The sequence below is a fragment of the Deltaproteobacteria bacterium genome (assembly GCA_016874735.1).
Classification (GTDB): domain Bacteria; phylum Bdellovibrionota_B; class Oligoflexia; order Oligoflexales; family CAIYRB01; genus CAIYRB01.
In genome coordinates this window covers 1-18702 of the sequence record VGTI01000023.1, presented here as the reverse complement: position 1 = coordinate 18702, position 18702 = coordinate 1, and the positions used below count along the sequence as shown (strand labels likewise).

The window sequence follows — 18702 nt, the reverse complement described above, 5'->3', positions numbered from 1 at the left end:
TCAAATTTAGGTACACGGGGTTAGTATGAAGAAGGCAATTCTCGGTCTCGTTGTCGTCGCAGCAGCCTGCAAGAGTACCTCTGATGGTGCCAGCCAGGATGGCAAAGGCTCGCAGTTAACCGCCGCAGCAGCCCAGTGCGAAGAAACCTGCGGTGGGGCTTTCGCTGCTTCGAGTTTGGTCGGCTGTGTCACAACTTGTGATGACTGGGGCACCAAAAGGATGACCGTTATCAAAGGGAAGTCGCTTTACGCTCTTCGTAAGCCTGCTTATGGATGTTCGTTTAATCACATGCGACGTGATGCCAATAAGGTTCGACCTGGAAGTGTCAGCGAGTCGTTCTCATTTGGGTTTCAATACAGCGAAGGCATCGGTGACGGGGGATTCCTCATTACTGGAAGCGGTAATGTGGAGCCTGGCAAAATTCTTGATTACACCTTGCCCGAAGATAAGAAGACGCTGGGGACCAAAGAGCAACCTGTGGATGTGACCTTTATTCGTCGTGACGACAAACACGAGGGTAAACCGACGGTTTTTATGACTACGAAGGCTAAGTACAGCGGAGAAAACAAAGAGCTGCTCGTTATCCTCAGCGACAAATTTGATACCGCGAGACCATTTGCTCAGATCGTGGAAGCACGCTTCCTGGCGACTAAAGATTCTGAAACTAAGCATGAGATCGCTTGCGGTAAATAATGTCATGGCAGGATAGGGTCGAGAGATATGCGCCTCAGCTCGCGATCATTTTATCTGATACTTGGCCTATTCTTCCTGTTTCAGCTGATGACGCAGCCGTTCTTCGTCTTTGCTGGTGATCCCGTCGCCATCAGGCACGAGGCTCGGTATTTACTCAAGCATCATACTTTGGGCGTTCCTTTCGCGGACAAGGAGGAGATTCCAGCCAATCTCCTACCACCCCAAAGTCAACCTGATCAGTACTTTTGGGAAAATCAGGAGCGCCAGGCCTACTTTTCGCGTTGGGGCCTCACCAACACCCTCTCGTTTTTAGCACCAATGGCCGTGGTGGGGCCGGATGCTCAGCCGTTGCGACTGATTTTAGCGTTAAATACGTGGAACGCGCTTTTAGCGACACTATTCCTCGCCGCATTACTCGTGATTGCCCGGAAGTCCCAGGCCGCGCTGTGGGGCGTTGTATGCATATTCGCTTACCTTTTTGCGACTGCAATCTCCTTTTATTTAAGGGCACAGAGCTCAGAACTATTGCAGATGGTGCAGCTTGCGGGGATTTTGTGTTTATTTAGATATCTGGATCACTATTTGGCTCATCCAGAGACGTTGGGGAAGTCGGCTCGACCGATGCAGCTGATGATCCTGATCTCGGTGCTTTTGACGACGCTAGTTCATACCAAGGTTTACTACTGTCTTTTTTTCGGCTTTGTGTTGCTAGCTCTCTTTTGGCGGCGCCTCGATGCGCGTGAGTCGCGACGTCTGGCATACTGTGGCGTATTTTTTATGACGCTGTGCGGTATCCTACAATTGGCACTAAACTACTATAAATTCGGTAGCGTTTTGCAGATGGGGCTAGGACCGGCTTTTCCGCGCGTACGCAGTGACTGGTATGATCTCGCTCATTTTAAGAACTCGCTACCTGATTATTTCATCGGGCCGACAGGGAGTGTATTTATATACTTTCCGGTTGTAGTGTTTGCGCTTTTGGGTGCAAAAATTCACGCCAAGATCTATCCGCGGGAGAGCTGGCTTATCTGGCTGAACTTGCTCGTGATTGTCATCGTTGCAGGCGGATGGAAAAATAGCCGCGGGGACTGGGGATTTGGACCGCGCTATCTCGTTCCTGCCATCTCCCTCACCTTAATTCCGGCGCTATTTGCCTACCGCCAAGTCGCCGCGCGTGGCATGAGAGATACCCGACGGGCTTTGTTTACACTTATATTCGGTGCTCTGATGTTGTGGGGGACCAAAAGACAAATTGTTGTGGCGCAACTTGACTTTTTTGCGGCGCAACAAGTATCTGGGTCGCTACGGGAAATCAACGACCAGCTCTATGCAGATCAATATTTTCAGAAGGCCACGCAGTACAAGGTTACTGAGGAACTCCTCACCTTTTGTCGCGGAGGAAATTCTGGTCGCTTTTATATTTTGGATCGTACCATCAGAACACTTTATCCCGACCTGGGAGAAAAATTGACCCAACTTTGGCAAGATGAGTGCACATACAACGTATACTTCCTGGCTTTGGACAGGTCTCGCTGGTTTTCCTAATACTTTCCCATTTTTAAAAGCCCTCAGATAATACGGCTTATTTTCTTGGATTTTGTCATTCCTTCAAAAAATCGGAATTAGCTACCTTAAACTTTGCGACGTCTTTTCCCGATTAGTATGCGGGTTATCTTACGTATACTAAAAGGCTCTGCCCGGTGACTCTCGCAACTAAACAATTTCTACTCAAAACGCTAAAAGCATGGGCGGCAATTCCGTTTTTTCTGCTGCTAGTGCCCATCTTAAAGGCAATCCCGGCGGCGCCGCGATCGCTATTTAAAGTCGAGATTCTCAATGAAGGCTTAAGTGACCTTAATGTATACGATGTCGATCAATTGCCTAGCTCTGATTGGGAGCCCAAAACCCTCCATGCGATCCCTCTTGACAATTTTTCCGACAGGACCGCTTGGTTTAGGATCAAAATCCCAGCGACCACCGAAGAGTCGCCACCAGAGTACGTGGCTGATGTTGAGTTTTATGCGTTACGGAACGTTGACTTTTACGTCATGCGGGACGGACATCTGGTCAAATGGTCATCGCAAGGACTCGACGCTAGTGACGGAGAGTTCCAAACTAAGGGGCTAGCATACACATTCGCCTTCCATGGATACCGTGACAAGGAAATCACTCTGTTTGTTCGGATTTCTACGCGCGGATTTTTGGTGACTCCTTTGACCGTCTTGAGTCGCAGTACATTCGATCGCTATCACCGGATTCGCGAGTTAATCACAGCGATCCTTATCGGTTCAGCAATTGGGTTATTGCTCTTTAACGCATGTCTTTACCTTTCACTGCGCTATAAATCCTATGTTTATAATTCAATATTCCAGCTATCGGTCATTCTTTTTGCTCTTATCGGCACTGGTTGCTTTCATACGATTTGGCCATCCATCGCAATAAAATTTGACACGATGATTCGGCTCTTGGCGGATTTAGTGTTGGTGGCAATCATTACGCAGACGATGTTTGCCAGTCGCTTGATGGAGCGGAGATCCGACCTGCCGTTGTCGGACCAGATCCTGACCTTTGCCCGCATAGGCGCGATGGCGGTCGTCTTGGCTGCGCCAATTCTGCCGTTATCGGTCATGATTGTGGTAGCTGTTGTGTTTCTTTTTATTACGGTGTTTCAATACAGTGCCTTCAAAATTTTTCGCAGTAATCTACAGTCATCTTACTACTATAACATTGCGGTCCGCGGCGCTGCTTTCGCTGGAATCATCAGCTTTGCAGCTTGGTCGGGATATATAAAGTCTAATATCCATGTCGATAGGATGTATGTTTTAGGTATGATATGGGCCGGTCTTTTCTTTTCTGTTTCCGTAGCAGCTAGGGTGCGCGAATTGCATAGCGGAAACCTTTCGGCACAAGAGACCATTAGGTCGCATGGTCCTAAAAGCCGCCTAAATGCCATTTTACGTGAAGAGTTTCGTGACCGTAGAAATGCCGCTGATGTAAACGTATCAATCATGTTTATCGATATCGTGTCATTTGCGCAAATTGCTGATGCACTCGATTCCGGTGCCGTTTTAAACAAGTTGACCAGGCGATTAGATGAGATGACAAAAGTGATTCACTCATTTGGTGGGACGGTCGATCGATCGGTTGGTGATGGGATCATCTGCTTTTTTGGCGGTGGCGCAGGGAGCAAAAATAACCGTCATGTCGTCGATGCTTATAATGCAGCCGCAAAAATTCAGCAGGACACAGTGGCATCGGCGCTGGCCATTTACGAACGTTACGGACTAGACGCCGATGACTTTCCACTGCCTGTACGGATAGGGATCCACACGGATCAAGTGACGATAGGCAATATCGGAAGTGATAAGTTGGTGGACTTTACTATGGTAGGGTCAGGCGTTAGTTTTGCTGGCCAGCTTGAGACCGCTTGTGCACCATTTAAGATCATGATCAGTGAGTCGTCGCGTCAGAGCCTCATTGCAGAGGGTGTTGATAGTGAAGCATTTCAGTCTATTATGTTCTCGGTTAAGCACAAGTCAGACTTAGTGAGGGGTTACGAGGCTAACCCTTTTGTCCAGGACCCTGAAGCGCTTAATATGGCCACGAAAATGTATCGCAATCGCCTAAGCAGTAGCCAGCGTCAGGATCGAGTGCGTCCTGATGGTCAGCCTAAAATCGCTCTCTTCGGGCCCAGTGGAGCCTTCAAAGTCATCGATTTTTCGCCCGGTGGATTCCAGTGCGTCGGTAATATGTTCTTAGCGCAAAAATCTATAGTCGAACTCAGGGTTGAAACAAATGTACCCGATTTAGATGCTGTGCTTAACGACATGTTCATGCGTGATATCACGGTAGAGGTGCGGTGGAGTCGGCGTGACGGCAAAGATTTCTTGCATGGGATGAAGGTGCTTGGGGCGAATGATCATCAGCTTAAACTGCTTAATGATATCCTCGTCAAGGCCACTAGTGTGGTGCCAGTGTCGCTTGCGGCGATGGAGATGGCCTCATGAAAATTATACAATATGAAGCAATTTCAAAATTTAAGAAGCGTTTTCTAAAGCGTAGCTTGCTTGTTAATATCCCGATTTTTTCGGTGGTCGTGATTATTTTAGTCGGAGCAATCATGCCGCGAGGCCTAGAGAGCTCAGCACCTTTTGACCAGTATGTTAGCGGGGCGCATGATCCAGGCATTGAGGCAATCATAAACCTCGACGAGAGACTGTGGAATTCTCAAGATCAATCGTCTTTACGTCATACAAAAATAGCATATGAATACCGTTGGAGTCGGCTGAAAATAAAACCAACCGGTATATTGGTGGCGAAGCTGCGTGCCGTGGTACCAGATGTTTTTCTTGAAAAGATTGACTATTTTCTGGTGGAAGGTGGGCAGGTCATAGATTCTAGGCAATCTGGATACGGTCGCCACCTAGGTCCAAAGTACAGACCGTTGATAGATGGTTTTCGGTTTACATCGTCGCCAACTTCGATGCGGACTTTGTATGTCAAGACAGTGGCAAAAGGGTCATTGCCATCAACGTTGACCGTGACTGATGAGGCTGAATTTGAAGCCAATACTACAGCTACTAATATCATCGTTGGTATCCTGATTGGGTGCGCTTTTGGTATGGGTGTCTACAATATATTTCTGTTTTTAGTGACGCGGCAGCGTGTTTTTTTTAGTTACGGTGCATTCCTCTTTGTGATCAGTGCGGAGGCTCTGTTCCTTACGGGCACTATGGCGACTCTTTGGCCCAGACTTGGTCGTAGTTTGGTGGGATTCTCACTCGGTATACAGTATCTATTTCTTTGCGCCTGCAGCCTCCTAGTGCTTTTTCAGAACGATTATTGCAGATTTGCACGTAATCATCGACGCATCAAACGTGGCAATGTAATGATCTACGGCAGTCTTCTCGGTGTGGGGTTAGCGATTCCCTTTTTGGCCCCTCAGGTTGGCTCTGTGTTTACCATCGCAACTGGGACAGCGCTTTTATTTTTTAGACAGCTACAGATGCGCCGTTACTTGCGCCATATTCGCGCCATGGAATGGGCGGTATTGAATTCGGGGTACTTAGCATCTTGGCTGGTGTCGTGTGCCTCATTGTTTGGCGTCATTGGTGGTGATGTCTACACAAATAACACCTACCTTTTGGCTAGTGTGGGACTTAGTTGTTTTTTCTCGACGCTGTTGGCCGTGCGGCTCCGAGAAGTGGAAGCAGAGCGCCGCAAGATTATCAGGCACCACGGTGCTATCAGTGAGTCAACAGAAGTGTGTGTCATGTTTATCGATATTGTGTCGTTTTCGCAAATGGCGACACCATTGCCGTCGCGTCGTGCCTTCACGGAGCTAGCCGACAGAATGCGCGAGATTTCAGCGGTTGTCGCGGGATTCGGTGGGTCTATCGATCGGGCATTGGGCGACGGGCTCCTTTGCTTTTTTGGGACCGAGGGGGGGTTGCCACTGACGGAAAGCGTCATGAATGCCTTCCGCGCTGGAATCCGGATTCAAGAGATGACAGTCTCTGAGGCTAGAGGCGCGATGGCCGGTAAAAATGCAAATCGAATCATGCCTGTACGCATAGGGATTCATTGTGCTTCCGTGAGCGTCGGTAACATCGGTGGCGAGGCGCGCATTGATTTCACCATGGTAGGGTCCGGTGTTAACTTCGCCAGACGGCTTGAAACGGCGTGCACACCGTTTAAGATAATCGTTAGTACAGAGTGTCGCGACCAGCTCGAGCGGATCGGGGTCAGCGATGCCGGATTTTCTGATATCGCGATTGCCGTTAAGCACCAGACAGGGCTCGTAAGGGCCTGCGAGTACGACCCGTTTTTCGATCGTCACGAGATTCTGTTCGAAGTGGAGCGGCGTTACTTGGATCAGATTGGGGTCATGTCCTTTGATCAAATCGTCGATGTTAAGGAGTCGGGCGCTGTGCGACTCGAGAGTCCGTACGGGACTTTTGTCGTTAAAGATTTGTCACTTTTTGGGTTCCGTGTCGGGGGTGCGGATCTGTTTGGGCAAAGGTCAGTCATCCCAGTCAAGGTTGTTACCAGTGACCCCGATGTGAACAAAGCCCTAGCGGATAAGTTGCTCGATAACCTGAGCGTAGAGGTGCGTTGGGGCAAGGCCGTGGGTAGCGGATTTGAGCATGGTCTTAAATTATTCGGCGGTAATAAAGCTCAACGTGGCTTTATCTATGACATACTAAAGGGCAGGTTTGGGGCCCTTAACGAGGTGAATGGGGCCTTGGATCCCATGCGAGATATCGCTTAAGATCTTCGTTTTTGCCGCGAAATCATGTATGGTCGTCGTAGCAATCTAAACTCAGATGTGAGGACTTAGGATGATGCGCGTACGGCTATTAAGGTCACTTCTTATTGGCAGTGCTTTGGCATCGAGCCTATGGGGCCTAACTTTTGCCCTCGGCGACCGAGGCCTAGCCGGTGATACGAGCCAAGGGGTCTATTTTTCGCTGGTTAAAAAGGGGGCTGTGCATAGGTATCTGAATCGGCTCGCTGATGATTCCTATCATTTTGTTGCCACCAAAAATCCAGTCTCAGCAGCCGTAGCTACTGCTATCCTGTTCCCTAATGATGGAGAGCAATTAGTTGTAGCTGAAGTGCAGAAAGATAGTTCCAATAAGCTAAAAGGGGAGCTGAGGCGCTTTGGTAACTTTGCCGTCCTATCACTACCCCATAACGCCGACCTACATCTCATTGACGATCAGCCAACCGTCTACGGTGAGGTCGTGGCGGAGAGAGAGCAGGAGTCCCCTCCTAGTGATGGGCTAGGTCATGTATCGAAGTTTATCGCCGCGGGACCGAGTGATTTGGATTTGCAAGTTCCCAAGGTGGACATTGACCAGGTCTATCTGCTCGATCGACTACGCACCTTAGCGGGTGAGCAAAAAGCGGAGATCGCTGGACGCGAGGTGTTGATTCGCGAACGCCGCCAAGGCGAAATGAAGCAGTACGCTCGTGACTGGTTGAGACAGGAGTATGAGGCTCTTGGCTATACGGTTCGCGAGGAGAGTTACGCAGGTCTCAGTTTCACCGGCAGTGCCAACTTTGTGGCAGAACGCGTAGGTGAAGATCCGGGGCGGGTGCTTATACTGTCATCTCACTTAGATTCCGTCGGTAATGCAGGAGCTGATGATAACGCCTCAGGAACGGTCGCTGCACTTGCCATTGCTAAGGCCCTCAAGGATCTACCACTCAAGGTAACGCTACGCGTGGTGGCGTTTGACGAGGAAGAAATTGGGCTCGTGGGATCAAAAGCTTACGTTTCCGCACTTCGTTCTCGTGGTGAGCTCTCCCAGATAGTCGGTGCGATCAATCTCGAGATGCTTGCCTATCAGTCGCGCGAGGACGGTGCATTTCATGTCATTGATTGCGCGGAAAACGAGTCTGATAGGTTAGCCCAGGTTTTTCGACGTATTGCCGCCTCTGATGTTGAATTGCGCCTGCGACCTGAGCGTGCTTGCACCAACCGCAGTGATCACGCGAGCTTTTGGCGCGCAGGAATCCCAGCCGTCGTGGTGTCGGAAAACTTCTTTGGCGGGGACGGTAACCCCTGTTATCACCGCAGCTGTGACCAGTTTAAACGGATCAATGCGGACTACTTAACGCGGATGACGCGTTTAGTTGCGCGCGCTGTAGCGGTACTTACGACTTTCTAGACACCGATGAGCCTCTGCTCCGCCCTTACTTTAAGGGTGTCCACGGCAGAGGCACCTTCAATCAGTCCCTAGTGGCTATGACTATGACCGTGTCCATGGGAATGGGGCGTTCCAACGTAACTCCCATCGTGGGCGTCGATGACCTTAGCGCTCGGCTCACGTCTTACCGACTCAATCCAAGCCAGAACTTTATTCTACGTGCCTTATATCTCCGCCGTTCACGGCGGAGATATAAGGCACACGCCCGAGCGAGCACGCAGTAGCTCGCGAGTCTACCCTGGCGTGTTTTGCCCCTCTATGTATCGCTTCACTGCAGCCAATGGCGCTCCGCCGCATGATCCTGCAAAGTAGCTAGAATTGGTGATACCGCGAAATTCAGTAAACATGATGAAATCCCCTCATGCCGGTTTTATTCATATTTTGATGTTTAGCATTTACTTCGTGATCACGCTTTGTTTACGAGCCATCGATCGGCCTATGAACTCATGGTTAGTGTCTATCAGTAGGAGCTAGGATGATCGCTGCTAATTTTGGGGTTTAAAGTTTAGTCGCAGCACCGGAAGTGGGACTAAAGCTCACTTGGGCGATGAATACCGCTGTGTAAACGTGTGAATTGTTCCGTCAGCAGTGGTGATCGATAGTTTACCGCCGTAAAGCCGATAGGACTTCCAGCACGACGATGGGTAAGACGACAAGCCTTGAGGCCAAGGATCGCACAGCATCATATCATAAACGATTTGCGCATTCTGCTTGATTGTCCCATCAGGGGCGAAAATGAAATATGCTTCTCCTTCATTCTCTTCGATTTGTCCAAATCCGTTGCAGCCATCGGATCCTTCTACGGAACTACGGTTGATTTCAAAAAATGCCTCTGATGTACCTTTTTGACTCCATGTCGTACCTACCAAACTTTGAGTGGTCTCGAGGGGCGACGGAGCTTGCCTCCCGTAGCGGTTAAATAAGGTTATATATCGCACCAAGAGGGTACCAGTTCCGGCTCGTGGCGTCTCATGGCTCTGGTCGCGCCAGTGATGCAGCTTAATGGTGCCTCCTCAGATACCAGTGATCGCAAGTACCGCGTTAGATCCGACGAGATATCGATACTGAAAGTTGGTCAGATCGTCTTTGAATCAGCGGTGGAAGTTGTGAATACAGCCCCGAGCGCCTATGGCTCGGCTAGAGATATTCACACGCAGGTGGGATATTTTTTACCGTGAGCTGAGTGATGAGGGGCGCGCTAATTTAGTTGTAAACATCGCGAGAGGTCTGAGTGAAGCGCAGCATTCTGTCCAGACCTGCATGATCCAACAACTTAGCTGCGCAAGCCTTGATTTGGGTTATCGGCTTGAGGCTGAATTAGATGCTCTTAGCCGACGGAACGTTGGCACGGAGTCCGTTGCTCTAAAATGGAACCAACTAGCTACACTTGCTGAAAATGGTCTAACGACGGTTCATGCACGTTGCCTTTAGGCGCTGACAAGGAGACGGAATCTGGCAATTTGCAGGACCGAATGCACTGAAAAAGGGCCTCCATTAAGCGCTTGCGTACCTGGTTGCGGTTATAAACGATACTGATACGACGATACGGTGTTTTAGCTACGACGGGTCTCACTCCGCGCCGTCGCTGGTCGGGACTAAGTATAGACTCAGCTAGTTTAGGAATAAGGGTGTAACTGCTCTCGGCATCGACCAATGAGATTAGGGCAGGGATACCGCCGTTGCGGAGCACCCCACTGTCATTTGGATTGTCTAACTTGCCGCATGCGGCGAGGACTTGCTCCCTCATGCAATGGGCTTCATCGATAGTGATGAGGTCGTGCTTGGCGAGGACGGGGCTTTTTACCTCAGTCGTCGCAAGTAGGGGGTGATCGGGGCTAGCATAGAGCACGAACGGCTCGTAATAGAGCAGCTTCTCGATCACGAAGTCGGGAGCATCTTTAGGCGGCGACATGATCGTGATGTCAACGCGCCCCGCTCTTAGACCCTCCATAAGTCTCTTGGTGGGCTCTTCGTGGAGTTCCAGCTTCACGTGGGGATACTGCTTGCGAAATGCCGACCAAAATAACGGAATCAGATAAGGACTCACCGTCGGCACGATCCCGAGACGGACGACTCCACTTAACTGCACATTGTGATCGGAGCAGATGCCCTCTAGTCGATTCGCCTCATTCACGATCACCTGCATTTGCTCAATTGCGCGCAGGCCCACCTCGGTGACGGTGACTCCGGTATTGGTGGATCTCTGAAAGAGTTTGACCCCGAGTTGGTCCTCAAGTTTTTTGACTTGTGTACTCAGGCTAGGCTGAGCGACATGGCAGGCTTGCGCAGCCTTTTGAAAACTTAGGAATTTGGCCACGGCAATGGCATATTCGATCTGCGTGAGGGTCATAAGTATCTGGAATCGCTGTTTTTTAGTTTATAGGCTTCAGCTCTGTGATTATAGCTGAAGCCTATAAATGATGCCAGTGTGTTGACCTATTCCGAGCCTTGCGGTGGACTTTATTAGAGTTAGCTCCAGCCTCATCCGACTTTTTTGCCTGGCGTAAAGCCTAGCCAAGTTCAAGCGTAGTTATGCCGTAGACTTGCTGCCACCGTACCGCGGGGCGTGCGTCTCCGAAGTACATACGGCCAAATGTTGAGTCGACCTCCATTTGGTACGAATCAGCCAGTTCCATAGCAGCGTTGTTGACGTTAGGTACGTCGATATAGACCTTGTCGCCAGCGGGCACCTCTGCCCTGTAGCAAAGGTCATGGAGTAGCAAATTAGCGGCTTCGGTTTCTGTCGCGAATAGGGGTCCAACGCGCCAGCCACGGACTGCCTTACGAATCACTCCCATCGCTTTGATGGCTCCGTCGGCTCCGACGACGGCACGAGCCGCACCCGACGACGGCCAGATCCACTGCTTCAAAAAGTCACTACGCAGTGCACCAAAATGCTGACGGTCGAAAGCTTCAACCATGTCAAACGGCAGTACAGAGAGGTCAAGGATTGCTTCGTGACTCAAGGTCGGATACTGGGCCCAGGCTCCAACAGTGCAACAGAATCTGGTTTGCTGATGGGCAAATTGGAATCCGTTGGCCGCATAAAACCGCTGCATCTCTGGAGCAGCATCCATACCGATTACTGGAGCCTCACGCGAAGGCCCTGCCGCGCGGCGACTGACGACGCGACGCCAGTGATCAAAGCCCCGGCGACCGAGTCCTTGGCCCCTGAGATCAGGGCGTACGATGAAGAGACCAAGAAAGTAGGTGTTCGGCTGGTAACGCGCCACAGATCCTGTGCCAACGATCTCCCCATCAACCTCGGCGACAAAGAGTCCGTCGCGCTCAGTTGACCAGAATACTGACGCGTCGTCTAAGCCTGGGTTCCACCCCTCCTTGGCGGCCCAGCTGAGAGTCAGATCGAGTTCTTCCCTGGTCATACTGCGGACCATTAGCTGTTTTTGGAGGTCCGTCCGCTCAGCACTCCCAGTGCGCGCGATGGTAACAGGGTCGCTGGACCGAACTGGTTCGACATTTGCCAGTAGCGGAAAAGAATCAGTTGTATGGCGGTATAGATAAGCGAGATTCATACTGGACTCCTCTTAATTGATTGAGGCGGGATCTTCCGCCCTACAGATCCAGTATCGAACGGATTACCGTCGGAATTAAGTTCGCGTTCTCTATGGGTTGATAGCCTGCGGCTATTGAGCGTGAGAGGCGCGCTAAAGTCCAATATCCGAAGATTTCACCATATGCCATGCCGCAATTGGCCAATAGTTTTAAGCAATAATCTGATCGCTTCGAGATATTTCACTTTCTCCTAGATCCGCTCGATCATGAAATTGTCATGCTTAAGTTCATCGCCGGAATAGGCGCTCTCCGAAAGCTAAGAACCCATGCAAAAGAAATACCGATATTACGATTTTATTATGGCAGCATTTGTCGCCACGATGCTTTGCACTAATCTTATCGGCGCCGAGAAGCCCATCACCGTTCTTGGTCTGACGGTTAGCGGCGGCAGTTTATTTTTTCCGTTAAGTTATCTATTCGGGGACCTACTAACTGAGGTCTACGGGTATGCTTATTCGAGGCGCGTTATATGGGCTGGCTTCGCGTCATTAATATTCGCCAGCCTCATGTCTTGGATAGTCCTAGCTATGCCGTCTGCAGCAGGATTCACCGGGCAATCTGCCTTGGAGTCAGTATTTGGCTCAACGCCTCGGCTTGTTGCAGCATCAATCCTGGCATTTTTTGTCGGTGAATTTGCGAACTCATTCGTACTTGCTAAGTTGAAGGTATATACAGACGGTCGTTGGCTTTGGACCCGAACCATCTCGTCCACCGTTGTCGGCGCGGGTGTTGACTCATTTATTTTCTATCCAGTCGCCTTCTTGGGCCATTGGCCAACTTCATTATTGGTCAAAGTTATGCTTGGTGATTATGCCTTCAAAATCATCTGGGAGATCTTAGCTACGCCAGTGACTTACAAAGTAGTGAGCATTCTAAAACGCGCCGAGGGAGAAAACTTCTTTGACCGCGAAACTAACTTTAATCCCTTCAGTCTGGTTACAAGAAAACATCCAGCAACTGGGCTGATATAAAGAAGCGCAGACTTGCGCATGACATGGCCCCGCAAGAATTACGGGTCTAAGTTTACTTAGAATGTATCATGTATCAGGCAATGCGGGCTCTCCAATTTGAGAGCCCGACATGGCCATACTCAGGACGGCGGGTGCGTTAGGATTGTTTTCACTCTGCGGACAGCTGGAGGGCCCCATAGGGCCGGAGTCTGTCGGCGGCGCAAACCTCAGCACCCGCAATAAACTTCCGTGTAGGCCGGGTTGCGGATGGCGACTTTTACCTGATCCAAACGGATAGTTTAGACTTTTGTGATTACTGCCCACTCCATTGGCACTCATCACCGCGTCCACATTCCGAGTATCGAATGGTTCGCAAGCCTTGTTAAATACGCACAGGCTATCCATTTATCGATCTGAGCTATCAACTCTAGGATAACTCTCGGATGCGCCCCCAACCTGCACTTTCATCCAAATTCAAGTGAGATGATGTGAAATATTTGGCGTCACGAAATTGTAGGTCGTGCTTGTCTTGCGGACAGACATCCGTAGGCGAGGTAGCTTTGCAAATCTAGTCCATCAGCCGATGCGACTGCGGCCTCGTTGACCTCGGTAATATCGAAGTAAACGTCATAATCCTTTAGTGACCAAAATTCACACTAGTCTTTAAATAATTGCCTAGGTGAAATTGAAAAAAAATGTTCCAAATTCATTCCCCCGGAACCAACTGTAAGAAATCTTGCCCGTGGGTTTTGTTTAGCAAACTGTTCTATCGCGGATAGCTTAGCTGACCTTCGTCCACTTTTGACCTCAAGCGCCAGAACTTGCTCCCGATAGCATAATATATAGTCGATTTCCTTCTCGCCCACATTCCAATAGCTGAGTTTGATGGAGTCGCTGCGACTTGCGTTCAGGAGATGGGCTCCAACAGCACTTTCTACTAGTCTCCCCCAAAGCTCTGGGTCAGCCTTGGCCTGCTCTAGACCTTTCCCTTGCCAAGCTGTCAGCAGAGCATTGTTGAAAACTTGAAACTTTGGACTAGAGGCCTTACGTCTAGGCTCAGCATTCGCAAACTTCAAAATTCCAGCAAGTAACCCAGCTCCCTCCATTAGATGAAGATACCCAGCTAGTGTGCTTGCATTCCCTGCTTCTTGAAGTTGGCCCATGATTTTTTGGAAGGAGAGAATTTGTCCCGAAGCGAGGCAACCAAGTTCAAATAGTTGGCGAAAGAGTGCTGGCTTGTCTATGCGAGCCATCAAAAAAATGTCACGGGACAAAGTTGTCTCGATCAATGAGTCTAAAATAAATCGCGACCAACGTTCGCGGTCATTAATAATGTCATGGGATCCTGGATAACCACCAAAATAGATGTACTGGTCTAGGTTCCATCCGAAAGCCTGATGCATTTCCTGAAAGGTCCAGTGCGTGACAGGAATAACCTCAAAGCGCCCTGCGAGACTTTCACTCAGACCTTTTTGCATCAGTAAGGGGGATGAGCCGAGAATGACCACACGAAGTTCAGAGGCCGAGGCCTTTTCTTCATCCCAAAGTTTTTTTACTATTTCGGACCAATTGGGTATTTTTTGCACCTCGTCTAAGATGAGCAAAGCGGGTAATGAGGGCTTTAGCCCTTGGAGCTGTCTCGCTTGCTCCCACTGCGATATGAGCCAGGGTGTCGTCGCGGTCCCAACTGCATCGGCTGTCGCAAAGTGAAAAGGCCAAGTCAGACTTTCAGCAACTTGACGCGCTAGAGTCGTCTTGCCGACCTGTCTAGGGCCAAAAAGGACCTGAAGGCGGGATGAGCCGGAGCGAAGCCTCTCCTCTAATTGTATGACATTATTCCTGAAATATACTTTTTTCATAAATCTTCAGTATCATGAACAAATTTCTTCAATGTACTGAAGATACGTGGATGCTGAAGTATTTGTCAACAGATCCGCATACTTTTGAGCGGCGAGACTGAAAAAAGACCAACAAAACTGGGCTGTCAGTATAGTTTCCCAGCATACAAATTGAGGATAAGTGCCTGAATATTTACGACAAAATCTCAGGTGAATTTTACTGAGTCTTAGCGGCTATCTCACCGCTAAGATTGATACTTGAGTCATCTGGCTTATCGGATGCTGCTATCAAATTCGCGGAGCTGAGCCATCAGCTCTTGCGGAATCATGTCTGGTACGTCGAAGTACTTCTTCAGAGCGACCGTCTCGTAGGTACTCCATTTGAGAGTATTGACGCAGTAGTGCCACACGGCCTCTTGAGCCTCGATAAAGGCAAGCTTTTGCTCAAAGTCCGGAGTCATCCAATTGGGAGTCAGCATAGCAACGCCAGAGTCATCGCAGATCAGTATCGATTCCTCGAACAGCTTGCGGCGTTCTTCAACCAATGCGGCGGTAGCCGGAGGCACCGGGACATTGACGTTATGGCAGCCAATTGGGGTGCCGCCATGGCACCAAACTAAACACTTCTCGCGGATCAGATCGTTCACATCGCGCATATATCCACTCGTGACGATGGCCCGAGCTCGACGATGTTCCAGCAAATATTGCGTGACTATGTCACCAAAGACAGCTCGCTCATCACAATCGATAGCGTCGACGTAGATGATTTTATCCTCTTCGATATTAGCCAGCTGTTGGTGCAGGTGATAATTAGTGCCAGAATGGGCGAACACGTACCTTACTTCGCCAGCAGCAAAGCAGCCGGGATTGATAGGCTTAATTTGGGGCAAGTACCCCGTCTTGTTCATGACATCGCAAATCATGGTCGTGGTAATTTTATCGTTGACGATCGTGTCGATTAATTTACTGCGAACATTCATTTCTTAAGACCTCAGGACCTTTAGGCTTTTCTGAACATTTGTCACTGCTACGTTAATCAATTGTTGATCGGCTTTCTGGCGATCCAATTGACAGAGCTCAATGATGAGGCGTCTCACATCGATATCATTTGCATCTGCTGCTTTCTGAACTGCACCAAGAAACCCCGAGTGAAACTGAGCCAGTCCAGCGGTCACGTCTATCGTATCGATGCCAATATTTCGTACCAAGGGACGAGCTAGTTCCTCACTCGATGCCATCACATCAATCAGATCAAATCGGTGAGAAAATCCCATGCGCGTGAGAACTGCCAAATACTGACTGATCGGGGTGTTGCCGGCCGATCTTCCTAAACCCTGAAGCGAAGTATCGATGATATCGACTCCGTTTAGAGCGCAGTGTAGAGAGTTGGCGACAGCGAGCCCTAAATTGTTGTGGCCGTGGAACCCAAGTGTGCCTTTGGGATTAACCGTCCGAAATGCCTCTATGTACGCCTGTATTTCGATAGGCAGCATACCGCCTGCACTATCGACGATATAGACGGCGTCAGCTCCCATCTCAAAACATATTGCTGCTTGAGCAGCAAAATACTCGGGAGTGGCGACGTAGGTCTTCATGAGGTTGCAATGTACATAGAGGCCAAGTTTCTTAGCGGCATCAATCAACTGCCTGCCTTTGTCTACCGAGGCCACTTCGGTCCCAATCCTGACAAAATCCATGCCGTAAGATGCTGCCAACTCCAAGTGACGCACTTCAGCGATACCGGGAATAGCAAACATGCCCCATTTGCCTTTGTCGACTGCCTCTGACCCTGCCTTTAGGTACTCTTCATCGGTTGCCGCCGCCTTGCTCAAATTCTTCTCGGACGACCCTAGCCCGGTCCCATGCCCTATCTCAATCAACTCAAAACCGAGATCATCAAGTTTTTTTGAGATCCTGAATGTCTCGCTCGCTGAAAACTGAAAATCGATTACATAAGAGCCGTCACGTAAGGTCGTGTCCAAGATGGTTGGCGTTTTCAAATTGCTCTGGGTGTTAGTGAGAGACTTCAAGGTAGCTCCTTTTTTGTTTTCTGGAGAACAGGGGATCTAATTAAAAATGCTTAAATTCGCCATCAAAGTTGGCAACGAAAATGCTCCGACGATCGCAGTCGATGTGACTAGGATAGCAGCTAGCCTAGAATCGCATTTATAGCGTATTGCGAAGGCTATCGTTGAGTTTGCCGATGGCATGCCTGATAAAATGAACGATATCTGTCGGTCGCGTAGTGGGATGTCAAAAACCTTGCCTAATCCGTAGACTAAGAGCGGCTCGGTCAATAATAGGCATAAGACACAGGTGCCAACGACGGCCAGATTTTGCCTGAGCGGAATGCGGTCTAACGATAAGCCGTTAAGCAGAGCCACCATAAGTACCAAGCCCATCCCGATGAAATTAGCCGCATTAACAAGAGGGGTGACGATCAACCCATTGGTAGGTAGCTCCAGCGCACTCCATCCAAGTCCAAATATGATGGCAAGTACAGTGGGGGAAAAAAGTATGTCTCTAGCCCTGACCCATGACGATTCCTGTTGTCCCGATGATTCTCCGAAGTGACTCGAAATAAGCGGGAAAAGTATGTAAGCCGGTACCCCGGTCGAGATTTGACTGATGACCAGCGCATAGGCAACGGCGGTCTTGTCCTGGTCAAATACGGCCGTGATAAATGCGGATCCAAGGATGGCGGTCGAGCCAAAAGTACAGCAAAGTATAAAGACACCCAACGACGGTCGCGGCAACTTCAGAACATGTAGTCCGATCAGGTAAGCACTCAGGCCAACCAAACATTCAGCCACAACAATCAGCGATGACACGAAAAGTACGTGTGGGCTTAACTTGATAAAAATTAGCTTACTGACAAGTAAAGCTGGCAAAATGAAATTGACAGTAAGGCGCGCGATTAAAGGCGCATCGCTCTTGCTAATGACTCCTCGATATCTCAAAAATAAGGTAGCAAATACCAGTAGTATAAATGATCCAGTGAAGCTGGCTGCGTTGGCATAAAGATTCATGGCTATTTGGTCACTCTCTTTTTCAGCAGATGTCCGCTGTTTTTCACTAGTATCGAGATAACTTGATTTATCAGACGTCTCGAGCCTTTAGCTTATAGTTTTTTGCAATAAGCTGATCTCTTCCAGGTATTTGTTGTCGGCGTCGATCAGCGAGCATCTCCACTCAAGGGCGATGCTCGGATATTTAGCATTAGGGGGCAAAATTGATTACCAAGTTATCATTTGGCAAAATCGCTCGTTTTGTTCAGGCTAACACCCAGAATCGGAGTTTGCTGTGTGACGTCCCTTGCTTTCGTTGCCGCTGCTGTCTGGCGACTCCTCATTTGCGTGGGCACACTAATGACGACTACGCCAGGGCGAAATAAGAGCGCGGCTTTTAGACGCAGTGCCGTTTGATTGTGTAGAAAATTCTCCCACCAGTGCTCTGGGATAAATTCAGCTAGCACAACGCTGACAACGACGCCGCGTTCAGTGTCTCTAGTATCGTCAATCGCACTAAGTAGAGGACCAATCAATGAACGATATGGCGACTCAATTACTCGAAGCTTTACGCCTTTCAGCAGAGGATATTTAGCAACATAGCTATCCCACTCTTTCTGGAAATCAGCTTTTGTAGCTGACTCCTCAGTCACATGAATGGCCGTGACTTCTGAATTTGGTATCGAAAGGGCGTAGGCAAATGACTGCAAGGTTGTTGGCCACAAATCAGCAACTGGTACCAGAAAACGGTGTCTGACCTCAGTCGGTTCAGTCGGTAGGGCCACAACCATGCTCCTCCGTACCCGTGCGTAGTGACCGCTTATTTTACGAAAGATCATGACTTGCAGGGGTATCAGGACAAGCACAATCCAAGACCCAGCATGAATGCTTAATCCAAATAGAGTGAACATGGTCTCACCGCTA

The 18702-nt window shown here is 49.4% G+C and carries 14 protein-coding genes; 7 read left to right on the top strand and 7 right to left on the bottom strand.

Annotated elements, in window-relative coordinates; translation table 11 throughout:
* Positions 1-25: 25 nt before the first annotated feature.
* From FJ146_10785 to FJ146_10760, 6 genes are all read left to right on the top strand, one after another.
* Positions 26-694, top strand: a complete 669-nt coding sequence (locus tag FJ146_10785) for a hypothetical protein (protein MBM4252446.1) — start codon at positions 26-28, stop codon at positions 692-694.
* Between the two features lie 27 nt (positions 695-721).
* Complete coding sequence (locus tag FJ146_10780; protein MBM4252445.1) at positions 722-2239, top strand: hypothetical protein; 1518 nt, start codon at positions 722-724, stop codon at positions 2237-2239.
* A gap of 155 nt (positions 2240-2394) precedes the next feature.
* Positions 2395-4701, top strand: coding sequence for a hypothetical protein (locus tag FJ146_10775; protein ID MBM4252444.1), 2307 nt, complete (start codon positions 2395-2397; stop codon positions 4699-4701).
* The gene (locus FJ146_10770; GenBank protein ID MBM4252443.1) at positions 4698-6965 is read left to right on the top strand and encodes an adenylate/guanylate cyclase domain-containing protein; all 2268 of its coding nucleotides are present in this window, start codon (positions 4698-4700) and stop codon (positions 6963-6965) included. Before FJ146_10775 ends, FJ146_10770 begins: the two co-directional genes overlap by 4 nt.
* A gap of 70 nt (positions 6966-7035) precedes the next feature.
* Positions 7036-8370: a M20/M25/M40 family metallo-hydrolase gene (locus FJ146_10765; GenBank protein MBM4252442.1), complete on the top strand. Its 1335-nt coding sequence runs from the start codon at positions 7036-7038 to the stop codon at positions 8368-8370.
* A 1167-nt stretch (positions 8371-9537) separates the two neighbouring features.
* Entirely contained in the window at positions 9538-9840 is a 303-nt protein-coding gene (locus tag FJ146_10760) for a hypothetical protein (GenBank protein MBM4252441.1), read from the top strand.
* Here the strand turns inward: FJ146_10760 and FJ146_10755 are convergent.
* Both FJ146_10755 and FJ146_10750 read right to left on the bottom strand, forming a co-directional pair.
* Positions 9791-10759: a hydrogen peroxide-inducible genes activator gene (locus FJ146_10755; protein ID MBM4252440.1), complete on the bottom strand. Its 969-nt coding sequence runs from the start codon at positions 10757-10759 to the stop codon at positions 9791-9793. The two genes, FJ146_10760 and FJ146_10755, sit on opposite strands and share 50 nt — an antisense overlap.
* Before the next feature lie 160 nt (positions 10760-10919).
* Entirely contained in the window at positions 10920-11942 is a 1023-nt protein-coding gene (locus tag FJ146_10750; GenBank protein MBM4252439.1) for a GNAT family N-acetyltransferase, read from the bottom strand.
* Positions 11943-12248: 306 nt separating this feature from the next.
* Between FJ146_10750 and FJ146_10745 the strand changes: the two genes are divergently transcribed.
* A complete protein-coding gene (locus tag FJ146_10745) occupies positions 12249-12953 on the top strand; it encodes a queuosine precursor transporter (GenBank protein MBM4252438.1) in 705 nt (234 codons plus the stop codon).
* Positions 12954-13588: 635 nt separating this feature from the next.
* Here FJ146_10745 and FJ146_10740 read toward each other — a convergent pair.
* From FJ146_10740 to FJ146_10720, 5 genes are all read right to left on the bottom strand, one after another.
* A complete protein-coding gene (locus tag FJ146_10740; GenBank protein ID MBM4252437.1) occupies positions 13589-14791 on the bottom strand; it encodes an ATP-binding protein in 1203 nt (400 codons plus the stop codon).
* A gap of 251 nt (positions 14792-15042) precedes the next feature.
* The gene (locus FJ146_10735) at positions 15043-15750 is read right to left on the bottom strand and encodes an RraA family protein (protein ID MBM4252436.1); all 708 of its coding nucleotides are present in this window, start codon (positions 15748-15750) and stop codon (positions 15043-15045) included.
* A 3-nt stretch (positions 15751-15753) separates the two neighbouring features.
* Positions 15754-16836 carry a 4-hydroxy-2-oxovalerate aldolase gene (locus FJ146_10730; protein MBM4252435.1) on the bottom strand — a complete coding sequence of 361 codons (1083 nt, stop codon included), beginning with the start codon at positions 16834-16836 and terminating at the stop codon, positions 15754-15756.
* A complete protein-coding gene (locus FJ146_10725; protein ID MBM4252434.1) occupies positions 16837-17799 on the bottom strand; it encodes a hypothetical protein in 963 nt (320 codons plus the stop codon).
* A gap of 218 nt (positions 17800-18017) precedes the next feature.
* Positions 18018-18563 (bottom strand): hypothetical protein, encoded by a 546-nt coding sequence (locus tag FJ146_10720; protein ID MBM4252433.1) that lies wholly within the window; start codon positions 18561-18563, stop codon positions 18018-18020.
* Between the last annotated feature and the right edge of the window lie 139 nt (positions 18564-18702).